Annotated in this window: 19 protein-coding genes; 7 read left to right on the forward strand and 12 right to left on the reverse strand. The window is 67.1% G+C overall.

Features of this window, described 5'->3' with window-relative positions; translation table 11 throughout:
* Positions 1-4 precede the first annotated feature (4 nt).
* From WDB86_RS18965 to WDB86_RS18980, 4 genes are all read left to right on the forward strand, one after another.
* Positions 5-1522, forward strand: coding sequence for an amidase (locus WDB86_RS18965; protein ID WP_341485547.1), 1518 nt, complete (start codon positions 5-7; stop codon positions 1520-1522).
* 8 nt (positions 1523-1530) lie between these two features.
* Positions 1531-2691, forward strand: a complete 1161-nt coding sequence (locus WDB86_RS18970; RefSeq protein ID WP_406737112.1) for a transporter substrate-binding domain-containing protein — start codon at positions 1531-1533, stop codon at positions 2689-2691.
* Between the two features lie 10 nt (positions 2692-2701).
* Positions 2702-3430, forward strand: coding sequence for an ANTAR domain-containing response regulator (locus tag WDB86_RS18975; protein WP_406737113.1), 729 nt, complete (start codon positions 2702-2704; stop codon positions 3428-3430).
* Between the two features lie 173 nt (positions 3431-3603).
* Entirely contained in the window at positions 3604-4725 is a 1122-nt protein-coding gene (locus tag WDB86_RS18980; protein WP_406737114.1) for a LacI family DNA-binding transcriptional regulator, read from the forward strand.
* 48 nt (positions 4726-4773) lie between these two features.
* Here the strand turns inward: WDB86_RS18980 and WDB86_RS18985 are convergent, their stop codons facing one another.
* From WDB86_RS18985 to WDB86_RS19030, 10 genes are all read right to left on the reverse strand, one after another.
* A complete protein-coding gene (locus WDB86_RS18985) occupies positions 4774-5862 on the reverse strand; it encodes a hypothetical protein (RefSeq protein WP_339110101.1) in 1089 nt (362 codons plus the stop codon).
* The gene (locus WDB86_RS18990) at positions 5859-6863 is read right to left on the reverse strand and encodes an ABC transporter permease (protein ID WP_339110100.1); all 1005 of its coding nucleotides are present in this window, start codon (positions 6861-6863) and stop codon (positions 5859-5861) included. Before WDB86_RS18990 ends, WDB86_RS18985 begins: the two co-directional genes overlap by 4 nt.
* On the reverse strand, positions 6860-8407 hold the full coding sequence (locus tag WDB86_RS18995) for a sugar ABC transporter ATP-binding protein (RefSeq protein WP_330628301.1): 1548 nt from the start codon (positions 8405-8407) through the stop codon (positions 6860-6862). The genes WDB86_RS18990 and WDB86_RS18995 overlap by 4 nt, the downstream gene beginning before the upstream one ends.
* Positions 8408-8474: 67 nt before the next feature.
* Positions 8475-9488 carry a substrate-binding domain-containing protein gene (locus WDB86_RS19000; RefSeq protein ID WP_341485550.1) on the reverse strand — a complete coding sequence of 338 codons (1014 nt, stop codon included), beginning with the start codon at positions 9486-9488 and terminating at the stop codon, positions 8475-8477.
* Between the two features lie 80 nt (positions 9489-9568).
* Positions 9569-10609 carry a carbohydrate kinase family protein gene (locus tag WDB86_RS19005; RefSeq protein ID WP_341485551.1) on the reverse strand — a complete coding sequence of 347 codons (1041 nt, stop codon included), beginning with the start codon at positions 10607-10609 and terminating at the stop codon, positions 9569-9571.
* Positions 10606-11268, reverse strand: a complete 663-nt coding sequence (locus WDB86_RS19010) for a D-lyxose/D-mannose family sugar isomerase (protein ID WP_341485552.1) — start codon at positions 11266-11268, stop codon at positions 10606-10608. Before WDB86_RS19010 ends, WDB86_RS19005 begins: the two co-directional genes overlap by 4 nt.
* Positions 11265-12416, reverse strand: a complete 1152-nt coding sequence (locus WDB86_RS19015; protein ID WP_330628297.1) for a Gfo/Idh/MocA family oxidoreductase — start codon at positions 12414-12416, stop codon at positions 11265-11267. The genes WDB86_RS19010 and WDB86_RS19015 overlap by 4 nt, the downstream gene beginning before the upstream one ends.
* Positions 12413-13246: an aldolase gene (locus WDB86_RS19020; protein WP_341485553.1), complete on the reverse strand. Its 834-nt coding sequence runs from the start codon at positions 13244-13246 to the stop codon at positions 12413-12415. Before WDB86_RS19020 ends, WDB86_RS19015 begins: the two co-directional genes overlap by 4 nt.
* 339 nt (positions 13247-13585) lie before the next feature.
* A complete protein-coding gene (locus WDB86_RS19025; RefSeq protein WP_341485554.1) occupies positions 13586-14392 on the reverse strand; it encodes a putative hydro-lyase in 807 nt (268 codons plus the stop codon).
* A 405-nt stretch (positions 14393-14797) separates the two neighbouring features.
* Entirely contained in the window at positions 14798-15436 is a 639-nt protein-coding gene (locus WDB86_RS19030; protein ID WP_341485555.1) for a hypothetical protein, read from the reverse strand.
* A 102-nt stretch (positions 15437-15538) separates the two neighbouring features.
* Between WDB86_RS19030 and WDB86_RS19035 the strand changes: the two genes are divergently transcribed.
* Entirely contained in the window at positions 15539-16249 is a 711-nt protein-coding gene (locus WDB86_RS19035) for a contact-dependent growth inhibition system immunity protein (RefSeq protein ID WP_341485556.1), read from the forward strand.
* 134 nt (positions 16250-16383) lie between these two features.
* On the opposite strand, the gene WDB86_RS19040 is transcribed toward WDB86_RS19035, so the two are convergent.
* Both WDB86_RS19040 and WDB86_RS19045 read right to left on the reverse strand, forming a co-directional pair.
* Complete coding sequence (locus WDB86_RS19040) at positions 16384-18234, reverse strand: tannase/feruloyl esterase family alpha/beta hydrolase (protein ID WP_341485557.1); 1851 nt, start codon at positions 18232-18234, stop codon at positions 16384-16386.
* Positions 18235-18295: 61 nt separating this feature from the next.
* Complete coding sequence (locus WDB86_RS19045; protein WP_341485558.1) at positions 18296-19213, reverse strand: AraC family transcriptional regulator; 918 nt, start codon at positions 19211-19213, stop codon at positions 18296-18298.
* A gap of 182 nt (positions 19214-19395) precedes the next feature.
* Here WDB86_RS19045 and WDB86_RS19050 point away from each other — a divergent pair, with 182 nt between their 5' ends.
* Both WDB86_RS19050 and WDB86_RS19055 read left to right on the forward strand, forming a co-directional pair.
* Complete coding sequence (locus tag WDB86_RS19050) at positions 19396-21531, forward strand: TonB-dependent siderophore receptor (RefSeq protein WP_341485559.1); 2136 nt, start codon at positions 19396-19398, stop codon at positions 21529-21531.
* 24 nt (positions 21532-21555) lie between these two features.
* Positions 21556-23148, forward strand: a complete 1593-nt coding sequence (locus WDB86_RS19055) for an alpha/beta hydrolase-fold protein (protein ID WP_341485560.1) — start codon at positions 21556-21558, stop codon at positions 23146-23148.
* Positions 23149-23150 lie beyond the last annotated feature (2 nt).

A 23150-nucleotide genomic window follows, 5' to 3' on the forward strand; every position in this document is an offset into this window, starting at 1 on the left:
TATCATGACTATCCGCAAACCGGATCTTGCGGCGGTTCGGGCCGCCTCGGACGCCTATCAACTGGCCATCCCCGAGGCGGAGCTGCCCGCCTATCACCGCCTGCTGGAGGGGGTCGCCGCCGACTACGCGATGGTCGATGCGCTGACCGACACCCCGCCCGCGCCCCGTTTCCCGCGCCTGCCGGGGCAGCGCCCCGCCCCCGAGGACAACCCCTATAACGCCTGGGCCATCCGCAGCACGGTGGCGGGCGCACCCGAAGGCCCGCTGCAGGGGCTGCGGGTGGCGCTGAAGGACAATATCTGCCTTGCGGGCGTGCCGATGATGAATGGCGCAGGCCCGCTGCGCGGCTATCTGCCCGAGATCGACGCCACCGTGGTCACCCGCCTGCTGGAGGCGGGCGCGCGCATCGAGGGCAAGGCGCAATGCGAATTCTTCTGCGTCTCGGGCAGCAGCCATACCAGCGATCAGGGGCCGGTGCGCAACCCCCATGACGAGACGCGCTCGGCGGGGGGGTCGTCTTCGGGCTGCTCGGCGCTGGTGGCCAGTGGCGAGGTCGAGATCGGTATCGGCACCGATCAGGGCGGCTCGGTGCGTATCCCTGCCGCCTATGCGGGGTTTGTCGGGATGAAACCGACTTGGGGTCTGGTGCCCTATACCGGCATCATGCCGGTCGAGCAGACGCTGGACCATGCGGGCATCATGACCGCCGATATCGCCACCAATGCGCGTGTGCTGGACGTGCTGGCAGGCCCCGACGGGCTGGACCCGCGTCAGGGCGCGCAGCCGGTGCGGGCGGGCCGCTATGGCGCGGGCCTTGCGGCGGGCTGTGGCGGGCTGCGGATCGGGCTGCTGCGCGAGGCGTTCGGCTGGGCCAATTCCGAGGCCGATGTCGATGCGAAAATCCGCGCGGCCGCGCAGGTCTTCGCCCGTCTGGGGGCCGATCTGCACGAGATCAGCGTGCCGCTGCACCGTCAGGGGCATGCGATCTGGACCCCGATTGCCACCGAAGGCACCGTGCGGCTGCTGGAGGGGCTGAATTACGGCTCGAACTGGAAGGGGTTGTATGTGACCAGCCTGATGCGCGCACAACGCGACTGGCGCGACCATGCGGCGCTTTTTCCGCCGGATATGAAGTCGGTTCTGCTTGCAGCGCATCATTTTGGTGGCAAATATGACGGGTATTACTATGCCAAAGCCCAAAATCTGGTACGACGGTTGAAAGCCGCCTATCTTGCCGCCTTTCAGGAGGTCGATCTTCTGCTGATGCCCACTGTTCCGCTCAAGGCGCCGGTGCTGCCCGGTCCGGACTGCGACCCGGAAACCTTCGTGACCCGTGCGCTGGAGATGAATGCCAATACCGCGCCGTTCAACGCGACGGGGCTGCCCGCGCTCAGCCTGCCCTGTGGCCGCAGTGCGGGGCTGCCGGTGGGGATGATGCTGGTCGGGCCGGACCATTCGGAGGCGCGGCTCTATCAGGCGGGGGCGGCCTTCGAGGCGGCGCAGGACTGGACGGTTCTGTGATGGCGGCGATGGCGCATAGACCGGACGGGCTGCCGGTGGGGCTGCTGTTCTCGCCCCATAGCCTGACCGCCGAAGTCGAGAAAACCCAGATCCGCGCGACCTGTCTGGCGATCGAGGAGGTCAATGCGCAGGGCGGCGTGAATGGCCGCCCGCTGGTGCCGCATCTGCCCGATATCGGGGCCGGTGCCGCCGATTACCGCCGCGCCGCCGAACGGCTTTGCGCCGAGGCCGATGTGCAGGTGTTTTTCGGCACCCATATGTCGAACTCGCGCAAGGCCACGCTGCCGGTGGTCGAGGGGCGGGGGGCCTTGCTGTTCTATCCCACGCTCTACGAGGGGTTCGAATTCTCGCGCAACTGCCTGTATACCGGTGCCGCCCCGAACCAGAATTCGGTGCAACTGGCCGCGCATATCCTGACCCGCTATGGCAAACGGGTGTTTTTCGTGGGCAATAACTACGTGTTCGCCCATGAATCCAACCGCATCATGCGCGATCTTTTCGAACAGGCGCAGGGCACGGTCTGCGCCGAGATCTACCTGCCGTTCGAGGTCTCTGCCGAGGCGCTGCAACAGGTGATGGCACAGGCCGAGGCACTGGCCCCCGATGTGATCTACTCGACCCTTGTCGGGCGCGATACGGTCAAGCTGCACGAGGCCTTCGCGCGCAGCCCCCTGCGCGCGCGGGGCGTGCCGATTGCCAGCGTGGCCACCAACGAGGCCGATCTGGCGCAGATGGGCGCCGAGCTGGCCGAGGGCTGTCTGGCGGCGGCGCCCTATTTCTCGTCGCTGCGCAGCGATGCCAGCCTGCGCTTTGTGGCTGCCTATCGCGCGCGCTTCGGGGCGCAGGCCCCGATCACCGCAGGGGCGGAGGCGGCCTATTCGCAGGTCTGGATGTTCGCCCTTGCCGCGGCGCAGGCGGGGTTTGCCGGACGGGCAGGGCAGGCGGGGCTGTCGCCCTTGCTGGAGGCGCTCGGCACGGTGCGGTTTGACGCGCCGCAGGGGCCGGTCAAGCTGGATATGGACACCCATCACAGCTATCTGTGGCCCCGCATCGCGCAGGCCTCCGCGCAGGGCGTGTTCGAGGTGATCGGGGAGGCCGCGCGCAGGGTCAAGCCCGAGCCCTTCATGGTGCAGCACCATTTCGGAGGGGCCTATCCGGAGCATGTCTAAAGCCCGCAACATGCCGAAGATCAGCGACCTCAAGGGGATGAAAGTGCTGGTTTTCCTGCCTCCGGAGGAAGAGGCGCAGGAGCTTGTGAGCCACCTGATCCGCATCGGCTGCCTGCCGCAGCTGAGCTGGCCCATTCCGCAGGCGCTGCCGCTGGATGTGGTGATCACCACGGTCGATACCGATATCCGCGCCGAGCTGCTGGCGCTGGCCGAACATGTCGATGACCGCCATCCGCCGATCATCGCGCTGGCCGGATACGAAGACCCCGCCACCTTGCAGATCGTGCTGGGGCTGCGTGCGGCTGCGGTGATCGAGCGTCCGGTCAAGCCCTTCGGATTGTTGACCAATCTGCTGATCGCGCGCGACATCCGGCAACGGCGGCAGGCCCATGCGCAGCGCATCGCCGAGGTCGAGCGGCGGCATCTGTCGCTGTCGGTGGTGCAACTGGCCAAGATCCTGCTGACCCGCATCGAGGGCCTGCCGCCGGAGCAGACCCACCGCCATCTGCAGAAGACCGCGATGAACCGGCGCTGCTCGCTGGAGGTGCTGGCCGAAGAGATCATCGCGCGCCATCTGGGCACGGCTCTGGCCGAAACCACGCCGCCTGCGGCGGGGCTGCGGGGGACAAGGCAGGGAGTATCGGGGCCGGGGTCATCGGGGGAAGGATCTGGCAGGGACAGGGGGATCGGGGACAGGTCCGAACGTGATGGGCCGATGCAGCGGGGCGGACCTGTATAGGGCGGCTTTGCGCTCGGGCATAGCTCCGATGTCGGGCCCCCGCCTGTTGCTATGCCGCCTGCCTCTATGCCGCGCTTTCGCGGTTTGGCCCCCTGCCGTTTTGGCCCCGCCGTTCTGCCTTGCGCCTGCGCCCGAAAAGCGGGAGAATTGGCAACAGGCCCGAGGGTCTTGCTATGGCTTTGCTATGGCCCTGCCTTCCGCCACGCGGCGCGCCGCTTGCGGCCTGCCACGGGATCGGGCCGTGCGGGGAAGCGGTGGCACAGGCAGAGGTCCGGAAGCGGGGGCATATGGTCAGCATCAAGGATATCGCCAGACAGGCAGGCACCTCGGTGTCCACGGTCTCGCGGGCGCTCAATCACAGCGGCTATGTCTCGCAGGAGGTGCGCGCGCGGGTCGAGCAGGCCGCGCGGGCGCTCAATTACCAGCCCAATGCGGGGGCGCGGACCCTGCGCAGCGGGCGGTCCAACCTGATCGGGGTGATGCTGCCCTCGCTCGAGGTCGAGTTCTTCGCCCGTCTGGCCCATCGTATCGAGCAATGCCTGTTCCAGCAGGGCTATCAGGCGCTGATCTGTTCCACCGCCGAAGACCCCGCCCGCGAGAAAGCCTATGTGGACACCTTTGCCGCCAAACAGGTGGACGGGCTGCTGGTGGCGGCGATCGGGGCGGGGCCGGAAGGGTTGCAGGCGCTGGCCGATACCGGCATTCCCATTGTGGCCATCGACCGTCATGCGCAGGGCGCGCCGGTGCTGACCATCGGGTCGGACCACAAGATGGGCGGCGGGCTGGCGGCGCGGCATCTGCTTGCGCTCGGCCATCGGGAGGTGGTCATTCTGGGGGCCCCGTCGCATTCCGAGCCGATCCGGCTGCGGGCGCAGGGCATGATCGAGGCCTTCGAGGCCGAGGGGCTCGCGCCCCCCGCGCTGGTGCTGGGCGAGACGCATAACGTGCGCTCCTGCGAGGCGCTGGCCTTCGGTCTTCTGTCACAGGCGGCCCGCCCCAGCGCGATCCTTGCCACCAGCGATATCGCGGCGGTGGCGGCGATGCGGGCGGCCAAGCGGCTGGGTCTGGAGCTGCCCGAGGATCTGTCGGTGACGGGCTTTGACGACAATCCGATGGCGCGCTGCGTCTGGCCGGACCTGACCACGATCCGCCAGCCGGTGGACGAGATCGCGCGCCAGAGCGTGGACAATCTTCTGGCGCGGATCAAGGCCGTCGATCATGGCGGGGCCGAAGAGATCACGCTGGATGTGACCCTGATCGAGCGGCATTCCACCGCCCCGTTGCGCTCTGGCTGACCCTGTCCTGTTTCCTTCGCCCCGCGACGGGGGGCATATGGCAGGCCCCTAAAGGGCGCGTATGCCGATGTGGTAACGGGTGGCAAGCCAGTGGCCGGCGCGGAAGGGATAGGTTGTGGCCACCCCCTCCTGACGCAGCGGCGTGGCGGCACGGGAGGCCGCGACGCCCAGATCGAAACAGGCCCGCACCGGTTCCAGCCCCAGCGCCAGATGCTGCCCGTTCCACGGCGCATGGGCGCGGCCACGATTGGAGACCCAGATCATCAGCGCGGGAAACAGCGCCGCGTCATAGCGCAGCTCGGTGCACAGGCCCGCGTGATGGTCGTGCAGCCGCACCGCCCCGCCCTTTGCCACCGCCAGAAGCCGCGTCTCGCTGGCCCCTGCAAGCGGCAGGCGCGACAGATCCAGCCCATCGCCCCGATGCCCGTCCCGCAGCGGCAGCGCGGCCAGCCCCGCCGCCCGTCGGGCGGGGCGGACGGGCGAGGGGTCGGCCGCCGGATCGGCGGGATGGGTCCAGACATGGCTCAGCCCGTCGATCTCGATCCGGGCCGCGCCCCTGCGCTCGGGCAGCGCCAGAACCGGATGCAGCCCGATGGGCAGATCGCCGTCGCGCCGTGGCAGGATCTCGAGCCCGATCTCGAGGCCGCAGCCCCGTGGCCGCAGGGTGCGGCGCAGGCGGGCGACGGGATGGGGCGCGGGTAGCGCGATCTCGGCCGTGATCATCGGGGTGGGTGGGCCTGACGGGGTGGGCGGAGTGGAGGCCAGCCCCAGATCCCAGTGCAGATGGGCGGCCGTGCCATGTGGCAGCGGGTCCTCCCAGATGCCTGCCGCGCCCTGCCATTGCGCGGCCACCGGCTCGCCCGCGGCCCCGAAGGGCACACAGGGCCATTCGCCGGACAGCCCCGCCATCAGCCCGCTTTGCCCGTGATCGGGCCGGTCCAGCCACGGCGCGCGGGCCAGCGGGCGATGCAGGCGCCCATCGGGCAGGGTCAGGGCCAGATCGCGGATCATCGCCCCGAGGCTCTGCACCGCCAGATAGCCCCTGTCCCAGCGCAGCTCCTGCACGGGGCCGATCTCGCGCGCAGGAGTCAGTTGCGCGGAAGGGGGGAGCGGGGCAGGGGGAAGCGGGGGGCTCATCGGCGGTCGATGGTGAAATTGACGAAGACCGCGGCAAGGATCAGCGCCCCGCGCACCACCTGCTGGGCATAGGGGTTGAAGCCCCAAAGCGTCATCGCATTGATCACCACGCCCAGAAACAGCACGCCGATAAACGCCCCGAAAACCGAGCCGCGCCCGCCAAACAGGCTGACGCCGCCAATGATCACCGCAGAGATCACCTCGAGCTCCATGCCGCGCGCGATGGTGGGATTGCCGGAATTGATCAGCGAGGAATAGACGATGCCGCCAATCGCCGCAAAGACCGCCACCAGCATCATGCAGATCGTCTTGGTGCGCCAGACATTGATGCCCGACAGGCGCGCGGCCTCCATATTGCCGCCGACCGAATAGATCGCCCGCCCCAGCGTGGTGTAATTGGCAATCACGAAGGTCAGCACGAAGGTGAACAGCAGCAGATAGACCGGCACCGGCACCCCCAGCAGGCGCCCGCTGCCGATGATGTAATACCACGAGGGGAAAGCCTCGATGGCCGAGCCGTTGGTGATCAGGTTGGCCAGCCCCGCAAGCGTGGCCATCATCGCCAGCGAGGTGATGAAGGTGGGCACTCCGATCCGGTGGCGCAGGGCACCGTTGAGCCAGCCGATACCGGCGGCAAAGCCCAGCGTCACCACGATCCCGAGCACCACGAAATACCACTGCGGTTCGAAGGCATGGCCCGAGGCGCGCTGCACCACCCATGCGGTGATGCAGGACGAGACCGCCACCATCGAGCCCACCGAAAGGTCGATCTCGCCGACGATGATCACCAGCGTCATGCCGCAGGCGATGATGCCGGGAACGGCGATATTGCGCAGGATATTCAGTTGGTTATCGACTGTCATGAAGCCGTTGGCGGTGCTGGCCACGATGGCGTAGAGCACCGCGAGGATCACCAGCATGGAATGGCGGCGCAGCAGGTCTGTCAGGGCCAGCCGGCGCTGCGTCAGGGGCGGGATGGTCGAGGCGGTGGGCAGGCTCATAGCGGGGTTCCTTCCGGTTCGGGGGCCAGGCGTTTGGGGTGGGGCTGTGGGGGCTGTTCGGGGTCGGGGCGCATACAGGCGGCGTAAAGCGCCTTGGGGTCGAGGCCGTGGTTGTGGAATTCCTCGGTGATCCGCCCGCCATGCAGCACAAGGATCCGGTCACAGCATTCGGTGAGATCCTCGAGTTCGGTGGAGACGACGATGCAGGACAGGCCCTGTTCGGCCATTTCCCAGATGATCTGGTAGATCTGGTGCTTGGCCTGCACATCCACGCCGCGCCCCGGTTCGTCAAACAGCAGGATATCGGGCGCGTTGTTCAGCCAGCCGCCCACCACGATTTTCTGCTGGTTGCCGCCCGACAGGGCCGAGACCGGCAGCATCGCATCGCCGATCTTGATCTGTAACCGCTTGATCTGCTTGGCGACATGGGGGTCTTCATGGCGCAGGCTCGTCCAGCCGCTGGGGGCGATCCGGTCCAGCGCGGCAAGGCAGAGATTGGCATGGCTTGACAGCTCCTGCACCAGCCCTGCGGCCTTGCGGTCCTCGGAGGCATAGCCAAGGCCCGCCGCCTTCATCTGCGCGATGGTGGGGCGGGGATAGGGCCTGCCCTTCACCGTTAGCTGGCCACTGTCAAAGGGGCGCGCGCCGAACAGCGCATGCAAAAGCTCGGTGCGTCCGGCCCCGAGCATGCCCGCAATCCCCAGCACCTCGCCGCGATGCAGATCGAAGGAGACATCCTTGAGATAGGGCGCCAGCCGCAGGTTGCGCAGTTCAAGCGCCGGTGCGCGGGTGTCGATCTTGCGCTGCGGGCGTTCGAGCGGGGGCAGATCGCCGAACATCAGGTCCAGAACGGTCTGCGGGTCGGCCTCTTCCATTGCGACAGAGCCCACGAAATGCCCGTCGCGGATGGCGGTCACGGTTCTGGCGATCCGTGGCAGTTCCGACAGCCTGTGCGAGATATAGAGGATGGTCACCCCCCGCGCCTCCAGCCGTCTGACCAGATCGAAAAGCTGGTTCACCTCGGCCTGCGCCAGCGCCGAGGTCGGCTCGTCCAGCAGCAGCACCTTGGGATGCAGGCTCATCGCCTTGGCGATCTCGACAATCTGCTGCCGCCCGACAGAGAGGCTGGCGACTTCGGCCCGCGGGTCGATATCCTGTGCGCCGATATCGGCCAGCAGCGCCTGCGCCTCGCGGTACAGGCGCGCCCAGTCCACCAGCAGCCCGCGCTTGGGCAGACGTCCGAGAAACAGGTTCTCGGCCACGGTCAGCCCCGGCACCAGCGACAGTTCCTGATACACGGTGACAATACCTGCGGCCAGCGCATCGGCGGGGGTGTCGAAGGCCATCGGCACCCCGTCAAGGGCAAGGCCCCCGCGGCTGGGCCGGATCGCCCCCGAGAGCATCTTGATCAGGGTGCTCTTGCCCGAGCCGTTCTTGCCGATCAGCGCATGGACCTGACCGGAGGCGAAGCTATGGGTGAACCCTTCGAGGGCCTTGATCGGCCCGTAATGTTTGGTGAGATCGGTGAATTCGAGGCGGCTCATTCTCTCTCCTTGCAGCCAGAGGGGAACGTGCCAACCGCCGCGCGGCGGTTGGCAGGCAGATGGCGGCTTAACGCAGGGTGGCCACATAGCGCATGATGGCGTCTTTCTGGCCGCGTTGCAGCGGCACCACCGGCACCTTGTTCATTTTGGCCACCTGTCCCGTTGCCTCCATCAGCGCGAAGGCGGCCTCGGCACCGGCGCGCCCCATCGCCTGACCGCTTTGCGCGGTGGTGGCCTGTAGCACATCGTCACTGGCCATCAGGCCCCGCGCCAGCTGTTCCGAGCCGTCGATGCCGAAGACATAGACCTTGCCCATCCGGCCCGCATTGCGCACCGCCTGCATCGCGCCCACGGTGCCGCCCTCATTGGCGGCGAAGAGCAGGTTGATATCGGGATGGGCGGTCAGCATATCGGTGGCCACCTGCACGGCTTTCTCGGGCATCCACGCATCCTGCGTGCCGAGGATGTCGATCTGGGTGCCCTTGGTGACCGTGTCGCGGAAGCCGCCGACGCGGGCGGCCGACTGTTCGGGCAGCAGGCTGGAAAAGGCCAGAATGCCGATCTTGGCACGGCCGCCCATCCTGTCCTTGATGAAGGCGGCGGCGGCCTCGCCGGTATGGGTGCCCAGCTCGCGGTCCTCGGTGGCGAATGTCGCATCGGCCAGATCCGGATCGGCCAGCCCGCCATTAAGCGCGACAATGGTGATGCCCTTCGCCTTGGCCCGCGCAAGGGCCGCCGCCGAATTGGTGGCCGAGACCGGCGCGATCAGGATCGCATCGACCCCGCGCGAGATATAGGTATCGATGGCCTGCGCCTCTTTGGTGATATCGCCATCGATATTCAGCTCCAGCACCTCCGCGCCATGCGCCTTGGCCACATCGCGGATGCCCGATTGCATCGAGGTCATGAACTGGTCGCCCATGAAGACGATGCTGGCGATCACCGTCTTGCCCTGCGCGTCCGGCGCCGGTGTGTCCTGTGCCTGCGCGGGCAGCCCGCCCAGCAGGCCACCCAGCAGCCCCAGCAGGCCCAAGGCCGTGGCCATGCCAAGGCCGTTCCGTCTGTTGATAATATAACCCATTGTTTTCTCCTCCCTTTATGTCCGGTTTCAGAAGGCCACGCGGATGCGGACCTCCCCGATACGGGTCTCCCCGCTATGGCCTAACCGATATGGGCCTGCCCGCTCTGGCAGGGGCTGCGGGCTGTGTCCCCCAGCTCTGCCAGAGACGGGATCGCATCGGTGGCCGTCGCTCCTCCAAGCGACAGGGCGGCCACCTTGCATCCAAGCGCCAGAGCCTCCGGCGCCGGTCTTTCTTCGTGGAGCGCATGCAGCACGGCGGCGGCAAACGCATCGCCCGCCCCCACGGGGCTGAGGATGGCCTCGGGCGGCACGGGGGCCACCTCATGGACCGTCGTGCCCTGCCGCGCGACCCAGAGCGCCAGCGCGGGGGTGTGCACGATCACCGCATGGCCCACCCCCTGTGCCAGCAGCGCCCGTGCGGCGGCCTCCAGCCCGTGGCGGTCAGCGGGGCCTGCGACCGGCTGTCCGGTGGCGCGGGCGGCTTCGACCTCGTTGAGAAACAGCACATCGATCGCAGGCAGCGTGGCCTGCACCACCGCGCGGTATCCGGGGGCGGCGCTGGACACCAGATCGACGCAGGTCATCATCCCCGCCGCCTGTGCCCCGCGCAGCAGGTGATAGGCGGCGCTGCGCCCGTCTGCACCGATTTTATCAAGCGCGGGCAAGAGGTTGAGATAGCCCAGATAGAACAGCTTGCAGCCCGCATCGGCCAGCGCGGCCAGATCCACGCTGTCCTGCGCCAGATCGCTGTTGACGCCCGCATGATAGAAGAAAGTGCGGCTGTCACCGGGCACGTTCATCACATGGGTATGGGCCGTCACGCCCGCCCGCACCCGCCGCAGATGCCGCAGATGCCGCGCCTGAAGGCCGGTCCGCGCGATCCGCGCATGGACCTCGTCACCGAAGCTGTCGTCCCCGACCAGCCCGATCGGATAGACGGGATAGCCCCCGTCCAGGGCCGCCAGATCCGCCGAGACATTGGCCGCACCGCCCCCCAGCCCGCTGGTCTGGCGCGAGATGCCGACCAGATCGGATTTCTCCGGCCAATGGCCGATGTCATGGACGATATCGAGGATCCAGTTGCCCATACAGGCAATGCCGCGCCGTGTCGGGGCGGTCATTGCGGCACCTCGTTCCACAGCAGGCGATAGGGCGGCTCGTCTTCCTCCACCTCGGAAAACCGCCCCTGACCGCCGAGAAAGAAGTTATCGCCCTGATCGTCGTTGCACTGGCTGACCTCGGCCACGAAAACGGGGGCCTCCTCGCCCCAGAACCGGTGCTGTAATCCGCGCGGGATGGTGATGCTCTGGCCCGCCCGCAGGCGGTGGATGCGGTCGAAGGCGGGATGGGCGGCGCCGTCGATGCGGATCTGCTGCGGCGGCGCGCCGGTGCCCAGATAGCCCTCGGGGGTGAACGCGACGCAGAGCGTGCCGCCGCCGCGCACGATGATGTCCTCGAGCTTGTGCTTATGGGCATGGAAGGGCGTTTCCTGCCCCACCCCCACAAAGAGCAGCTTTTCGGCATAGGGGCGTTCCTCGCCGGACAGATGCGCCAGCCCGTTGCGCACGCAAAACAGCGTCAGCCCGCGCGCGGCAAATTCCCCCGAGCCGAAATCGGTCACATCCCAGCCAAGCTGCCGCTCGGCCAGCCAGCGGCTGTGGTCGCGGTGGCGCAGCACATCGGCCCTATCCCAGCCCGCCCAGTCGGGCAGCGCCCAGAGGTGATGCGCCAGCATCGCCTCCGCGCTGCGCAATGCGGTGTTGATTTCCGACCGCTTCATGAGGGGTAGTCCACGTCTTGCGCCTGACCGGACAGGCCCGCCGCAAGCGCCGCTGTCAGCAGCGCGTGATGGTCTGCCGCCTCTTCGGGGGTGGCACAGCCGAAACCGCAGGCCGTGCCGCCGGCCAGTTCCTCGACAAAGGCCGCCCACATCTGCTGGATCGCATCGGTAAAGCCGAATTCGAAGATGCCGCCGGTGATGGTGGGGAATTGCGGCGTGAAGCCCAGATCCTCGACCTGCCATGTCTGGCCGCCACCCGCGCTATAACGCATGAACTGCCACTGGCGCGGGTTCTTGGTGGAGAAACAGGCCGAGCCCTCCATCCCCAGCACCCTGAGCGACCATGTGTTGGACTCGCCCGGCGCGATGCGCCATGTCTTGAGCACCAGCGGAAAGCGGCCCTGCCCGTCGGCATCCTCGACCATGCCGGTGATGGTGGCATTGTCCCATGTGCGGCAGGGCACGCGCCCGCCACGGCCATCGGGGCGGTCGGGCACACGTTTGACAAGGCTTGCCTGCACCCGCGCGGGCTTCCAGCCAAGGCGCAGCGGCACATGGCACACATGCATCCCCAGATCGCCCATACAGCCATATTCGCCATTCACCTCGACCATGCGCTTCCAGTTGATCACCTTGTCGGGGTTGATGTCGGAGCTGTGCAGGAAGGCGCTCTCGACCTCGAGGATCCGGCCGCAGGCGCCCGAGCGCACGAAATCGATGACCTTCTGCGCCCCCGGATAGAAGGGCATCTCGGACGAGCAGCGCACCAGCAGATCGGGGCGGGCCTTCAGCGCGGCCATGATCGTGGCATTCTGCGCCTGATCCATGCCAAAGGGTTTCTCGCCCAGCAGATGCTTGCCCGCCGCCAGAATGGCCGGATAGATCTCGGCATGCAGCACATGCGGCACCGCGCAATAGACGGCCTCCACATCGGGATTGGCCAGCAGCTCGGTATAGTCGGTGGTGATCTGCGAGAGGGTCGGGATATTGTCGCGATACCACCCCATCAGATCGCTGTTCGTGTCGCAGACCGCGACGATCTCGGGCCGCGCGCTGGCCTTGGTCAGATGCATCCAGCGGGCGGCGGCAGAGGCGAATTCGCGCCCCATCAGACCGCAGCCGATAATGCCGAAACGGATGGTTCTCATGCCCCCGCCCCCAGCAGCGCCAGCGCCTGCGGCACGGTGGCGTTTTCATGCACGACCGCCATCAGCGCACGGGTCATCGCCGCCGGATCGGCATGGTGGATGACATTGCGCCCATAGACGATGCCGCGCGCGCCCTGTTCCATCAACACCTTGGTGCGGCTGAGGATTTCCTCATCCGAGACCTTGCCGCCGCCGCGCACCAGCACCGGAATATCCTGCGCGATCTCGATCACGCGGTGATATTCGGCCGGATTGGTGCAGGGATCGGCCTTGATGATATCGGCGCCCAGCTCCACCGCCTGCCGCACCAGAGGCAGGATCTTGTCGATATCGCCATCGACCATATAGCCGCCATTGGTGTTGTCCTGCATCACCAGCGGCTCGACCATCAGCGGCATCGAGGCCTGATCGCAGACATGTTTGAGCGCGTTGATATTGGCGATACAGGCGCGATAGACCTCGGGCTCGTCGGGCAGCATCAACAGATTGACCACCACACAGGCCGCATCCAGCCGGATCGCCTGCTCCACCGGCTTGTCGATCACCTCGGAAAACAGCAGGCGGGGCAGGGGGGTGCCATAGACATTGGCGATATCGGTGCGCAGCACCAGCGCGGGCCGTTCCTTGCCGGGGCGGGCCTGCAGGATCGGCGCGGTGCCGGGGGGTAACTGGATCGCATCGGGGGCGGCCTTTGCCACGATCTCGACGGCCTGTTTCATATTCTCTATGCCGTTGAGAAAGCCCTTTTCGTTGAACATCCCGTGGTCGATGGCCACGTCAAAGCAGTTGCCCGAAGGGGCAAAGAGGCGGTTCATCCGCGCCTGTTTCATGATTTTCTCCTCCAGATCGTTTCCGGGTTCCTCACATGTGGAAACGATTCCAGACGAGCCTATGCGAATCCGGTTTTCAGTCAACTCTTTCCTGCGCCACTGCCACGGCGCAAAGGCGGGCTTGCCGGATAAGCTGCGGGAAATATGATATATTTTTGATCTATTTTTTCAGCGATGCGGGCGGGTGACACCCCCGCAGCACCGCAAAAACCGCCCCGACGCCGCGCCATACAGGCCGCAGCCCATGACAGAAAGCCGCGCCCCTCAGCCCGTGGCGGGCGTTCCGGCGCGGCGTGTCCGGCGACGCAGGACACGGGTCTGCATCGGGGGGGCGGTCAGCTAGAGGCCATGCACACCGCGCAGATGCCGCTCGGCCTGATCGGCGGCGATATCGGTGACCAGCATATAGCCCGGCGCATGGGTGATGGCGAAGGCGGGTCTGGCCGCCAGAATAGCCGCTTGCGGGGTGACACCGCAGGCCCAGAACACGGGAATATCGCCCGGTTCGATGACCGGCGCATCGCCATAATCGGGCTGCATCAGGTCTGTGATGCCGATCTGGGCCGGATCGCCCAGATGCACGGGCGCGCCATGCGCCAGCGGCATACGGGCGCAGATCTGCACAGCCTCGATGGCCGCAGCGGCGGGCATCGCGCGCATCGACACCACCACGGGCCCGTGAAACGCCCCCGAGGGGCGGGTGGCCAGAGTGGTGCGATACATCGGCACATTGCGCCCCGCCTCCTGATGGCGCAGCGGCAGGCCCGCCTTGGCCAGCGCGGCCTCGAAGCTGAACGAGCAGCCGATGGCAAAGCTCACCAGATCGGGCCGCCAGAGCGCGGCGATCTCTTCGGGCTCCTCGGTCAGCACCCCGTCGTGCCACACACGGTAGCGCGGCAGGTCATAGCGCAGGTCGATATCCTGCCCCAGCGAAGGCAGGGCCACAGCGCCGGGTTCGCTGACGGCCAGCAGCGGGATCGGCTGCGGATTGGCCTGGGCAAAGCGCAGGAAGGCGCTGGCTTCGGCCTCGGGCAGGATCACCAGATTGGCCTGAAGCGCATCACCACCCACGCCTGTGGTCGGTGCGCGGAAACGGCGGGCGCGGATTTCTTGCCGTAAGATATGCGGGATGCTGAGATCTGTCATCTGGCTCTCCGGTTGGGGTCGGGGGACTATCGGACGACCGCGTGAATTAAGCAATGGCGCGAATGTGGCCCGCAGCGGCTTGGTCTTCGGATCGGCATTTTCGCGTCCGGATATGCAGCAGGATGGCCTTTGGGTGCAGCGGGCCAAGGACGCGAGGCGCGACGATCTTCCACTGGCGAGGCCGCCATTTTCGTTCAACGCGCAAGAGATGGCGGCCCTTCACCAAAGGCGGGTTGAACGGGACCTGATCGCGGTGGAAGACCTGATGGCCAGAACATTTTAGCGGTTGTTCAGGGGGCCGTCGCCCCCCCGATTTCCAGCGTGATCTCGGGGCAGGTCCGGACGGGATTGCCCGCTTCGCCGGACAGGTCTGGCCCTGCGGCACTTACCGCGGCAGCATCGATATCACTCCCCCTCCTCTGACGGACCTGTGGGTGCGGGGCAGCGCGGGGAGCGCCGCGCCGCTTGATATGCTTCCGGCGAAAATTTCATATATACCGGCAACGCAGGAAAGTAGTTCACGGCCTCTTTCCACACACGTTCTGGCGGCGCTCCCATCGTTGCGCAGACAAACGCCACATCCAGACGGTCAGAAAGCTCCGTACCGATTTTATCCGATGCGATGGTCAGCGCGCCATTCGGCCCGAACAATACTGTCAGTTCATAGGCATGATAGGCGATGGTCAGGTCCTTGACGGGCACATCGACCGTCGCCGTCCAAGTGATATTTGTCGGCAATTCGACCCATTGTGCAGATACCTGCCAGATCCCATCATGCTTGGCATCCACCGGGACGCCAAGCACATTTGCGCTAGACGAACGCGGCATAGATATATCCGCCATACCATGTGCGATGAACGGCTCGACGGGCGTTATGGGGCTTTCAATAGCAAAATGCGTTACCACCGCCGGTGAGGTGCTATCGGCCCCGAAGCTGAGCGTCATCGTACGTATTTTGTTGTTTTCAACGGCGCTCCAAAACAGGAAACCGGCACTCCCACCCGCGAGGCCAAGGCACGTTATGACGATATATCTTCGTTTCATTTTATAGTCCTTCCGGATGCGGTCCGGAACGGGAGGGTGCCTCTCTCAAAGACCGACAGTCTGAATGTGAAAGCGCGAACGCTTTTTGACTAAGCGCAAGTGATGCCTGACGCAAGCCATGCAGGCCACGAACGCGCCACGGATGTCCTTGCCTGTTGCCTGCCCCGTTATGGCTTTCTGATTGCCGTCAAAGGCCCCTTATGGGACCGTCACCCGTTCTGGTGCATCAAGCGGCGTCAGCGTGAAAATTTATGTTGTGAAGGACTGAATATGCGCGAAATCACACAATTCCGGCGTTGGGCCAGAATTATGCAAAATCAGGATTTCTATTTTATCAAGACATGTTCTGGCCTTCGCAGCGGTATGTTTCACGATCCGAAGGGACGCGAACATATTCTTGAGGTTGCGACTGACGATGCGGCGCTCGGCGCAGCCTTGCGCGATTCACTCTCTGCCAGTCGCGTGGTGGCTCAAAGCCCCGCACCGGATGGGATGACATGGCCGACATTTGTCGAGATTGCGCCAGAATTCAAAAGTAGTAGCCGCGCGGCATATTATCACGATTGGGTGGCAAGGATTATGGCGCATGGTCGTTATAAAACCAAGCGCAAGATGTTTGCCGAGATGCGCTTGTGTTCTGTCGAGCTCGACATGGATAAGGCCGAAATCGACATAGCGCCGAAGAACCATGTCAAGCTTGAAGCGTGGGATCTGGGCAAGCTGACCGAGGCCGATAACGTGCGGATTTCAGCGCAGGTGAGCGATGCGGAGCTTGGCGCTGCGATGCGCCTTGCCCTTCGCCGCTGCACCTGAAGCAAACGGTCCAGCACATCGCGCTTGGCGGGAGGGGTCGGAACGCATATGCGGGATTGCGCAGGGGCGAGTATGGCGCGCGACCTGCGGCGAGGGGCGGGGAGACCCCGCCCGTGCCTGTGTCGCGATGCGCCTTATTGCGGGTCTGGCTGGGTCTGGCGCGCCGCATAGGAGGCCGTGCCGAAGAGATCGGCACCGGCCCAGTCGCGCAGGGTCACGCTTTGGGTCGCGGGGCCTTTGGACCAGCTTTCGGCCTTGGCCAGATCGCCCTTGCCATCCCATTGCGCGATGAACGGATAGGGATAGACCGGACGGCTCATCGGGGTGACCTGTGCGGACCCTTCGGCGCGCGGGCCATGCCCGCCCTTGCGCGGGCCCTCGGGGCGGGGCCCTGTCCGGCCCTGACGCCCACCATCCGGCCCGTTTTGGGCGCGCGGGCCAGCGGCCGCCCCCTCGGGCAGGGCAGCGCCTGCGGCCTGCGCGCGGTCCGGGGCGAAATCGGGCGCGCCGAAGCGGCTGGGCTGTGCGGCGGTAGTGGTCAGAATGGCGTCGGGGGCCTGCCCCTGTTCGACCCATGCCATCATCGCCGAGAGCAGATCCAGATTGGAGGGGCCTTCCCCATTGCCGCAATGCGCCACCCCCGGCAGCAGGTAGAGACGTTCGAACCCGTCCACCCTCTGCGGCCCCATCTGGCGGATCATCGCCTCGTGCAGGGCCACGGTATTGGCGGGCGCGATATGCGGATCGGCCAGCCCGTGCCACAGGATCAGCTTGCCCCCCGCCCGCGCGAAGCCCGACATGTCGGGATCGGTCGCATCAAAGAGCGGGTGCCGCGCGCGCAGCGCCTCCAGCGTGGCGCGGGTGAAGGCGAAGCTGGCCAGATCGGCCTCGGGGCGGGCGGGGTCGAAGGCCAGATAGCGGATCGCGGGCAGCGCGGCATTGGTGCTCATCAGCCCGTCCTGCGGCTGATCGGCGACATAGACGCCCGCCCAGTTCAGCTCCGAGCCGTAAAGCGGCTGGCCCGCCGTCAGCGGCTGGTGGGTTTCGGGGTCCGTCGGGCCTTGGTAGAACCGGCGCGCGACTTCGGCCTCGGCGGCGGTCAGGCAGGCCGAGTGGTCGCTCTGGCCTGCGGGGCAGATCAGGCTGGCGGGGTCGAAATGGCACGCGGCGGGGGTGGAGATCAGCCCGTCTTCGGCGCCGTCAAGCGCATCACAGGCCGCAAGCACCGCCTTGTGCAGCAGCGGCAAGCGGTCCGAAAGCAGCGTCACCGTGCCGTCGGCGCCGGTGTTCGAGACCGCCTGCCAGCCGTGATAGAGCGTGTTCTGCACCGAAAACAGCATGGCCGGTGCACCGGCGATGATCCCGTCGAAATCCTCGGGGTAGCGCTGCGCCTCCATCAACGCCTCGCGCCCGCCATCCGAGCAGCCGTTGAAATAGGCATAGCGCGCGGGCTGGCCGTAGAAGGCGGTGATCAGCGCCTTGGCGGCCTTGGCGGTCAGATGCTGGGCGCGATAGGCGAAATCGCGGCGCTTTTGCGCATCGAGCCCCCATGCGCCGCTGTCATCGCCCGCATGGCCCATATCGGTGGCCGCCATGACAAAGCCGCCATCGGTCAGCAGGGCGCAGCCGTTCGAGGCCCCCGAGCGCAGGCTGATCCGCCCGCAAAGCCCGCCGCAGCCGACCTGTAGATAGCGCTGCGCCCATGTCCGTGTGGGCAGCAGCACCTCGAGCGTGATCGCAGGGGCCAGCGTGGCGGTGACGCGGCAGACCGCGATCCCGTCCGAGAGGGTCTCTTCGGTGGCGGTGACCGCGCTTCCGGCCCCCGCGATGGCGGCAAGATCGGTGTCGGCAAGGGCCGCGCAGCTGCGGATCGGGGGCACAGGGGCCAGCTGGCTTTGGGCTGCGGCAGGGCGCGGCACCAGCAGCGTCAGCGCCCAGAGCACAAGCAGGCTGGCCTGAACGATATATCGGGTGGGAGGGGGCATGGGTCGGGTCTCTCATAGGACAGGAAAGGTGGGGTGAGCGGGTGGAAAACGGGGCGCGCGGCTACCAGATCTGCCGCGCGGCCTGTTGCAGGATCTGGGCAGGTGACAGGCCGAATTCGCGTTTGAGCGCGCTGCCGAAGCTGGTGCGGGACTGATAGCCCGCCGCACTCGCCGCCTGCATCACCGGCATGCCGCGGGACAGGGCGTGAAAGCCGATCAGAAGCCGCTCGCGGCGCAGCACCGCCCCCAGGCCGCGCCCCGTATCCTGCTGCACCTGCCGTTCCAGCGTGCGCAGGCCGATGCCGCAGGCTTTCGCAAGGGCGGGGGCGGTGCGGGTCCGCGCGGGGGCCTTGCGCATTTCGCGGCGCAGGCGGTCCAGCAGCGGGTGGGCGGGCACCAGTGGGTCGGGCGGGGGGATCGGGCCGGATGTCCCGGACGGGCCGGTGAGAGGGGGTGCCTCGCCCGCCGCGCTCCGCGCCGAGGCCGCCAGCACCCTGTCAAGCAGCGTCAGACCAAGGCTCATGCGCTGCATCGGGCTGGGCGCGCTGCGGATGGCCTGCGCCAGATCGCAACTTTGCGGCGCGGGCACGAAGGGCTGCACCCACAGGTCGGCGCGCTTTGCTCCGGCAGGGGGTGGGCTGTGTTCTGCGGGCTCAGGGCTGGCGCTGGGGGGGGCGGGGGCAAGCCCGTCCACCCATTCCGTGCTGACCGCGATCGAGATCTTGGTCAGCGGGGCGCCGTGGTTTTCCTCGAACTGGTGCTCGAGCGGGCGGTTGATGCGCAGCAAAAGCCCCGCAGGCCCTTGTGCGGCATCCAGCACGCAGCGCTGCGTGGCCAGACGGAAGCGCTGGTAGCCCGAAAGCAGGATAAAGACCATCACCTTCGGCTCCAGCATCGACACGCCCGTCTCCAGCACCGTCGCGCGGGGCTCGTCCAGCACGCCCACCCGAAAATTGCCAGGATAGCGGTGAATACTCATGATGCGTCCGGTTGCCCTTTTGAATCGTTCCGTTGGGCGTCTTCCGTCGGCCGCGCCTGTCCGTTTGTCGGAAAAACGCAGGGCTTTGTCGGAAAACCGCCCGTGCCGCGCATGGTGCGGGGTCCGGCCTCGCTATAATAACCGAGTGAAAACATCAAGTATTCATCCGCGCCGGAGCCGCCATGTCCCGACCCTGTGTCCCGCCCCCTGTCCGTTCCGCCCTCTGGGGCCGTCTGGCGCTTGTCGCGCCGCTGTTTTGCGCGGCACCCGCGCTGGCCGAGGAGGCGGTCGTCGCCCTTGAGGAAGTGGTCGTGCGGGGCGAGGATCTGGCCCATGAGACCCGTGGCTATATTGCCGCAGGCAGCCTGAGCGCCAGCAAAACCGCCACCGCCCTGTCGCTGACGCCGCAGGTGGTGTCGGTGGTCACGGCGCAACAGATCGCCGATCAGGGCGCACAATCGGTGGCCCAGTCCCTGCGCTATGCGCCGGGCATCCTGACCGAATATCGCGGCACCTCCAACCTGACCGACGAGACCTTCGTGCGCGGCTATTCCTATGTGCCGCGCTTTCTGGACGGGCTAGCCTTCGGGGGCAGCAGTTTCGGGCAGATCGACCCGTGGCTTCTGGAGCGGGTCGAATTGCTCAAGGGGCCGTCCTCGGCGCTTTACGGGCAGAGCAATCCGGGCGGGCTGATCGCCATGACCTCGAAACGCGCCGACGGGGCGCATCACGGGGTGGTGGAGGCCCGCACCGGCAGCGGTGCGCATGCGGGGCTGGCCTTCGACCGTGGCGGGGCGCTGTCGCAGACGCTGTCATGGCGCGTGGTCGGCACGGGGCACCGGACGCAGACGCAGGAAGAGGATGGCGAGACACAGCGCTATGCGGTCGCGCCGTCGCTGCGCTGGCACCCGCGCGAGGGTCTGACGCTGGATCTGGCGGGGCTGGTGCAGAACGAACCCGATGCGGGGCTGCGCAATTTCCGCGAGGCGGCGGGGTCGCTTTTTCCCACGGCGACCGGCGCGCTGATCCCTTGGGCGTTCAACGTGTCGGACCCGGCATGGGACAGCTCGACCCGCACCACCAAGGCGCTTTCTGCCAGCCTGACGCAGGCCCTGGGGCCGCAGACCACGCTGCGCGCCAATGCGCGGCTGTCGCGCATCCGGACGGGGTTCCGCAGCCTTGTCTGGGGCAGTCTGGCCGAGGATGGCAGGACGATCTCGCGCACGGCCTCGGGGGGCACCGAGGATCTGGATCAGGCGCTGGTCGATCTGTCGGTCGCGCATCTGGCATATCCGGGCGGGGCCGAACACCGGCTTCTGGCGGGGCTGGACTATCGGCGCAGCACCCGTAACTACCAGTGGGGCTTCGATTATGACGCCCCCCCGATCGACTGGACGGCCCCAGTTTACGGCTATGACAGCTTCGATCTGAACAGCCGTGTCTCCGGCACCACCACCCGCGCCACGCAGGCCGGTCTGTATGTGCAGGACCAGATCGCGTTCGGGCGCTGGCAGGTGACGGGCGGGCTGCGCTTTGACGATTTCTCCTCCAAAATCACCGATCACGAGGCCGCCAGCCGCAGCCGCTTTTCCGATCAGGCGCTGACCGGCCGTGCGGCGGTGCTGTATGCGTTCGACAATGGCCTGAGCCCCTATCTCAGCTATGCCACCAGCTTCGAGCCGGTGACAGAGGCTTCGGGCAGCGGCACGCCCTTCGACCCGACACAGGCCCGCCAATACGAGCTGGGCGTGAAATGGGCCACGCCGGACGGGCGCTATGTCGCGCAGGCGGCCTATTACGACCTGCGCCAGACCGGCGTGATCACCTATGACAGCGCCACCTACACGCCGCGCCAGATCGGGCGGATCGACAGCCGCGGGCTGGAGATCGAGGCGCAGGCCGAGATTGACGCGCATTGGAGCCTGCTGGGCTCGGCCTCGTGGATCGAGGCGGAGGTGGCGGAGTCGGCCCGCAGCAGCGAAATCGGCAAGACGCCGGCACGGATACCGGAACGGACCGTGGGCCTGTGGGGCAAATACCGCGCGCAGGCCGGATATGATATCGCGCTGGGGATGCGCTATATCGGGCGCTCGCAGGGCGATAGCGGCAATACATTCGAGGTGCCTGCGGTCACGCTTTATGATCTGGCGCTGGGATACGAGTTCGGGCCGGTGCTGTCGGCGCAGGATGCGATGCGGCTGCAACTGAATGTGCAGAACCTTGCCGACAAGGCCTATGTGGCCTCCTGTGCCAGCGCCTATGCCTGTTTCGTGGGCAACGAGCGCACATGGACGGCCAGTCTGCGCTACACGTTCTGAGGGGGGCGCAGGATGCAAAGAGGGATGATAGCGGCGCTTCGGGGCATGGTGATGGCGATGGCGATATGGGGCGGGGTGGGGCCGCGCGCGATGGCACAGGACCACGGCACGCAGGGCACGCCCCTGCCGCAGGGCGAAACGGTGACGGCCACGCTGGAGGCCGTGCCTGCGCACTATGTGCTGGCGGCCCCTGCGGGCAGCTATGTCGAGGGGATCTTCGCGCCGGAGGCCGCCGCGCAGGAGCTGGTCTTGAGGCTCCGGCAGGGGGGGCAGCCTGTGCGCCAGCTTGTGGCGGCGGTCTCGGGGCAGCAGCGCTTCCGGTTCCTGCAGCCCGAGGCGGGGGATCTTCAGGTCAGCGGGGCGCAGGGCGGGGCCTATTCGCTGACGCTCACCCGGATCGTGCCGCCCGCGCAACAGCACCCGCCCGCGCCGGAATGGCTGAGCCCGATCATGGGGCAGATCGCCAGCCAAGGCGGCGCGCTGGAGCGGCTGTGGCCGCAGATCGTGGCGCGGGGCACGCCCTTGGTCGAAGAGACCGGGGCGGGGCTGGTGGTGACCTTCCTCTATCGCGGGGCGCAGCGCAATGTGCGGCTGCTGGGCGGGCCGAGCAATGATCACGACTGGCTGGAGCGGCTTGGCGGGACCGATCTGTTCTACAAAAGCTACCGCGTGGCGCGCGACACGCGGCTGAGCTATCAGCTGGCGGTGGATGTGCCCGATATTCCCGGTCCCGCGCAGGCCCGCCGCGCGGCGCTTCTGGCGGTCGCGCAGGCCGATCCGCTCAATCCGCACCGGCTGGCACCGGCCGCCGATGCCTATATGGCGTATTCGGTGTTTGACGGGCCGGAGGCCCCCGCGCAGGCGGGCTTTCCGGCGCAGGCTCTGGCGCTTGAGTGGCAGGTCTTCGGCTCCGGACATCTGGGCAACCGCCGCGCGATCGCGCTCTATACCACGCCGGATTTCACGCCGCAGGACCCGCGCGCGGTGCTGGCCGTGGTGCTTGACGGGACAGAGGCCGCCAAGGGGATGCATCTGCCCGATGCGCTGCGCCAGCTTGCCGCCGCGCACCGCCTGCCGCCGATGGCGGTGGTCTTCGTGGACCCGATCGACGCCGCCCGTCGTGCGGCGGAGATGCCGCAGGATCCGGCCTTCGCCGCGATGCTGGCCGACGAGCTGGTGCCCCGTATCGCCGCGCAGATCGGGCTGCGGCCCGATCCGGCGCGCACGGTGCTGGTGGGCGAGAGCTTCGGTGGCCTCGCGGCGCTGCGGGTGGCGCTGGAGCGCCCCGACCGCTTCGGGGCGGTGATCGCGCTGTCGGGGTCGTATTGGTGGGCGCCCGAGCCGCGCGGACGGGCGGCGTCGTCATGGATCACCCAGCGCCTTCTGCAGGCTCCGCAGATGCCACGGGTCTTTCTGGGCGCGGGGCTGTTTGAAACCGCGCGCGGCGGCGATGCGCTGGCCGGAGATATCTGGGAAAGCAACCGTCAGGTGGCCAGCGTGCTGGCGGCGCGGGGGGGCGAGGTGCTGTGGTCGCCGTGGTCGGGCGGGCATGACCGCTATGTCTGGCGCGGCAAGATCACCGAAGGGCTGATCGCGCTGTTCGGCCTGACAGGCTAGGG

This window comes from Thioclava sp. GXIMD4215 (assembly GCF_045291555.1).
GTDB classification, from domain to species: domain Bacteria; phylum Pseudomonadota; class Alphaproteobacteria; order Rhodobacterales; family Rhodobacteraceae; genus Thioclava; species Thioclava litoralis.

Excerpts from the sequence above, each read along its gene's own strand:
- WDB86_RS18965 (WP_341485547.1), top strand. The coding sequence starts at position 5 with ATGACTATCCGCAAACCGGATCTTGCGGCGGTTCGGGCCGCCTCGGAC.
- WDB86_RS18970 (WP_406737112.1), top strand. The coding sequence starts at position 1,531 with ATGGCGCATAGACCGGACGGGCTGCCGGTGGGGCTGCTGTTCTCGCCC.
- WDB86_RS18975 (WP_406737113.1), top strand. The coding sequence starts at position 2,702 with ATGCCGAAGATCAGCGACCTCAAGGGGATGAAAGTGCTGGTTTTCCTG.
- WDB86_RS18980 (WP_406737114.1), top strand. The coding sequence starts at position 3,604 with ATGGCTTTGCTATGGCCCTGCCTTCCGCCACGCGGCGCGCCGCTTGCG.
- WDB86_RS18985 (WP_339110101.1), bottom strand. The coding sequence starts at position 5,862 with ATGAGCCCCCCGCTTCCCCCTGCCCCGCTCCCCCCTTCCGCGCAACTG.
- WDB86_RS18990 (WP_339110100.1), bottom strand. The coding sequence starts at position 6,863 with ATGAGCCTGCCCACCGCCTCGACCATCCCGCCCCTGACGCAGCGCCGG.
- WDB86_RS18995 (WP_330628301.1), bottom strand. The coding sequence starts at position 8,407 with ATGAGCCGCCTCGAATTCACCGATCTCACCAAACATTACGGGCCGATC.
- WDB86_RS19000 (WP_341485550.1), bottom strand. The coding sequence starts at position 9,488 with ATGGGTTATATTATCAACAGACGGAACGGCCTTGGCATGGCCACGGCC.
- WDB86_RS19005 (WP_341485551.1), bottom strand. The coding sequence starts at position 10,609 with ATGACCGCCCCGACACGGCGCGGCATTGCCTGTATGGGCAACTGGATC.
- WDB86_RS19010 (WP_341485552.1), bottom strand. The coding sequence starts at position 11,268 with ATGAAGCGGTCGGAAATCAACACCGCATTGCGCAGCGCGGAGGCGATG.
- WDB86_RS19015 (WP_330628297.1), bottom strand. The coding sequence starts at position 12,416 with ATGAGAACCATCCGTTTCGGCATTATCGGCTGCGGTCTGATGGGGCGC.
- WDB86_RS19020 (WP_341485553.1), bottom strand. The coding sequence starts at position 13,246 with ATGAAACAGGCGCGGATGAACCGCCTCTTTGCCCCTTCGGGCAACTGC.
- WDB86_RS19025 (WP_341485554.1), bottom strand. The coding sequence starts at position 14,392 with ATGACAGATCTCAGCATCCCGCATATCTTACGGCAAGAAATCCGCGCC.
- WDB86_RS19030 (WP_341485555.1), bottom strand. The coding sequence starts at position 15,436 with ATGAAACGAAGATATATCGTCATAACGTGCCTTGGCCTCGCGGGTGGG.
- WDB86_RS19035 (WP_341485556.1), top strand. The coding sequence starts at position 15,539 with ATGCCTGACGCAAGCCATGCAGGCCACGAACGCGCCACGGATGTCCTT.
- WDB86_RS19040 (WP_341485557.1), bottom strand. The coding sequence starts at position 18,234 with ATGCCCCCTCCCACCCGATATATCGTTCAGGCCAGCCTGCTTGTGCTC.
- WDB86_RS19045 (WP_341485558.1), bottom strand. The coding sequence starts at position 19,213 with ATGAGTATTCACCGCTATCCTGGCAATTTTCGGGTGGGCGTGCTGGAC.
- WDB86_RS19050 (WP_341485559.1), top strand. The coding sequence starts at position 19,396 with ATGTCCCGACCCTGTGTCCCGCCCCCTGTCCGTTCCGCCCTCTGGGGC.
- WDB86_RS19055 (WP_341485560.1), top strand. The coding sequence starts at position 21,556 with ATGATAGCGGCGCTTCGGGGCATGGTGATGGCGATGGCGATATGGGGC.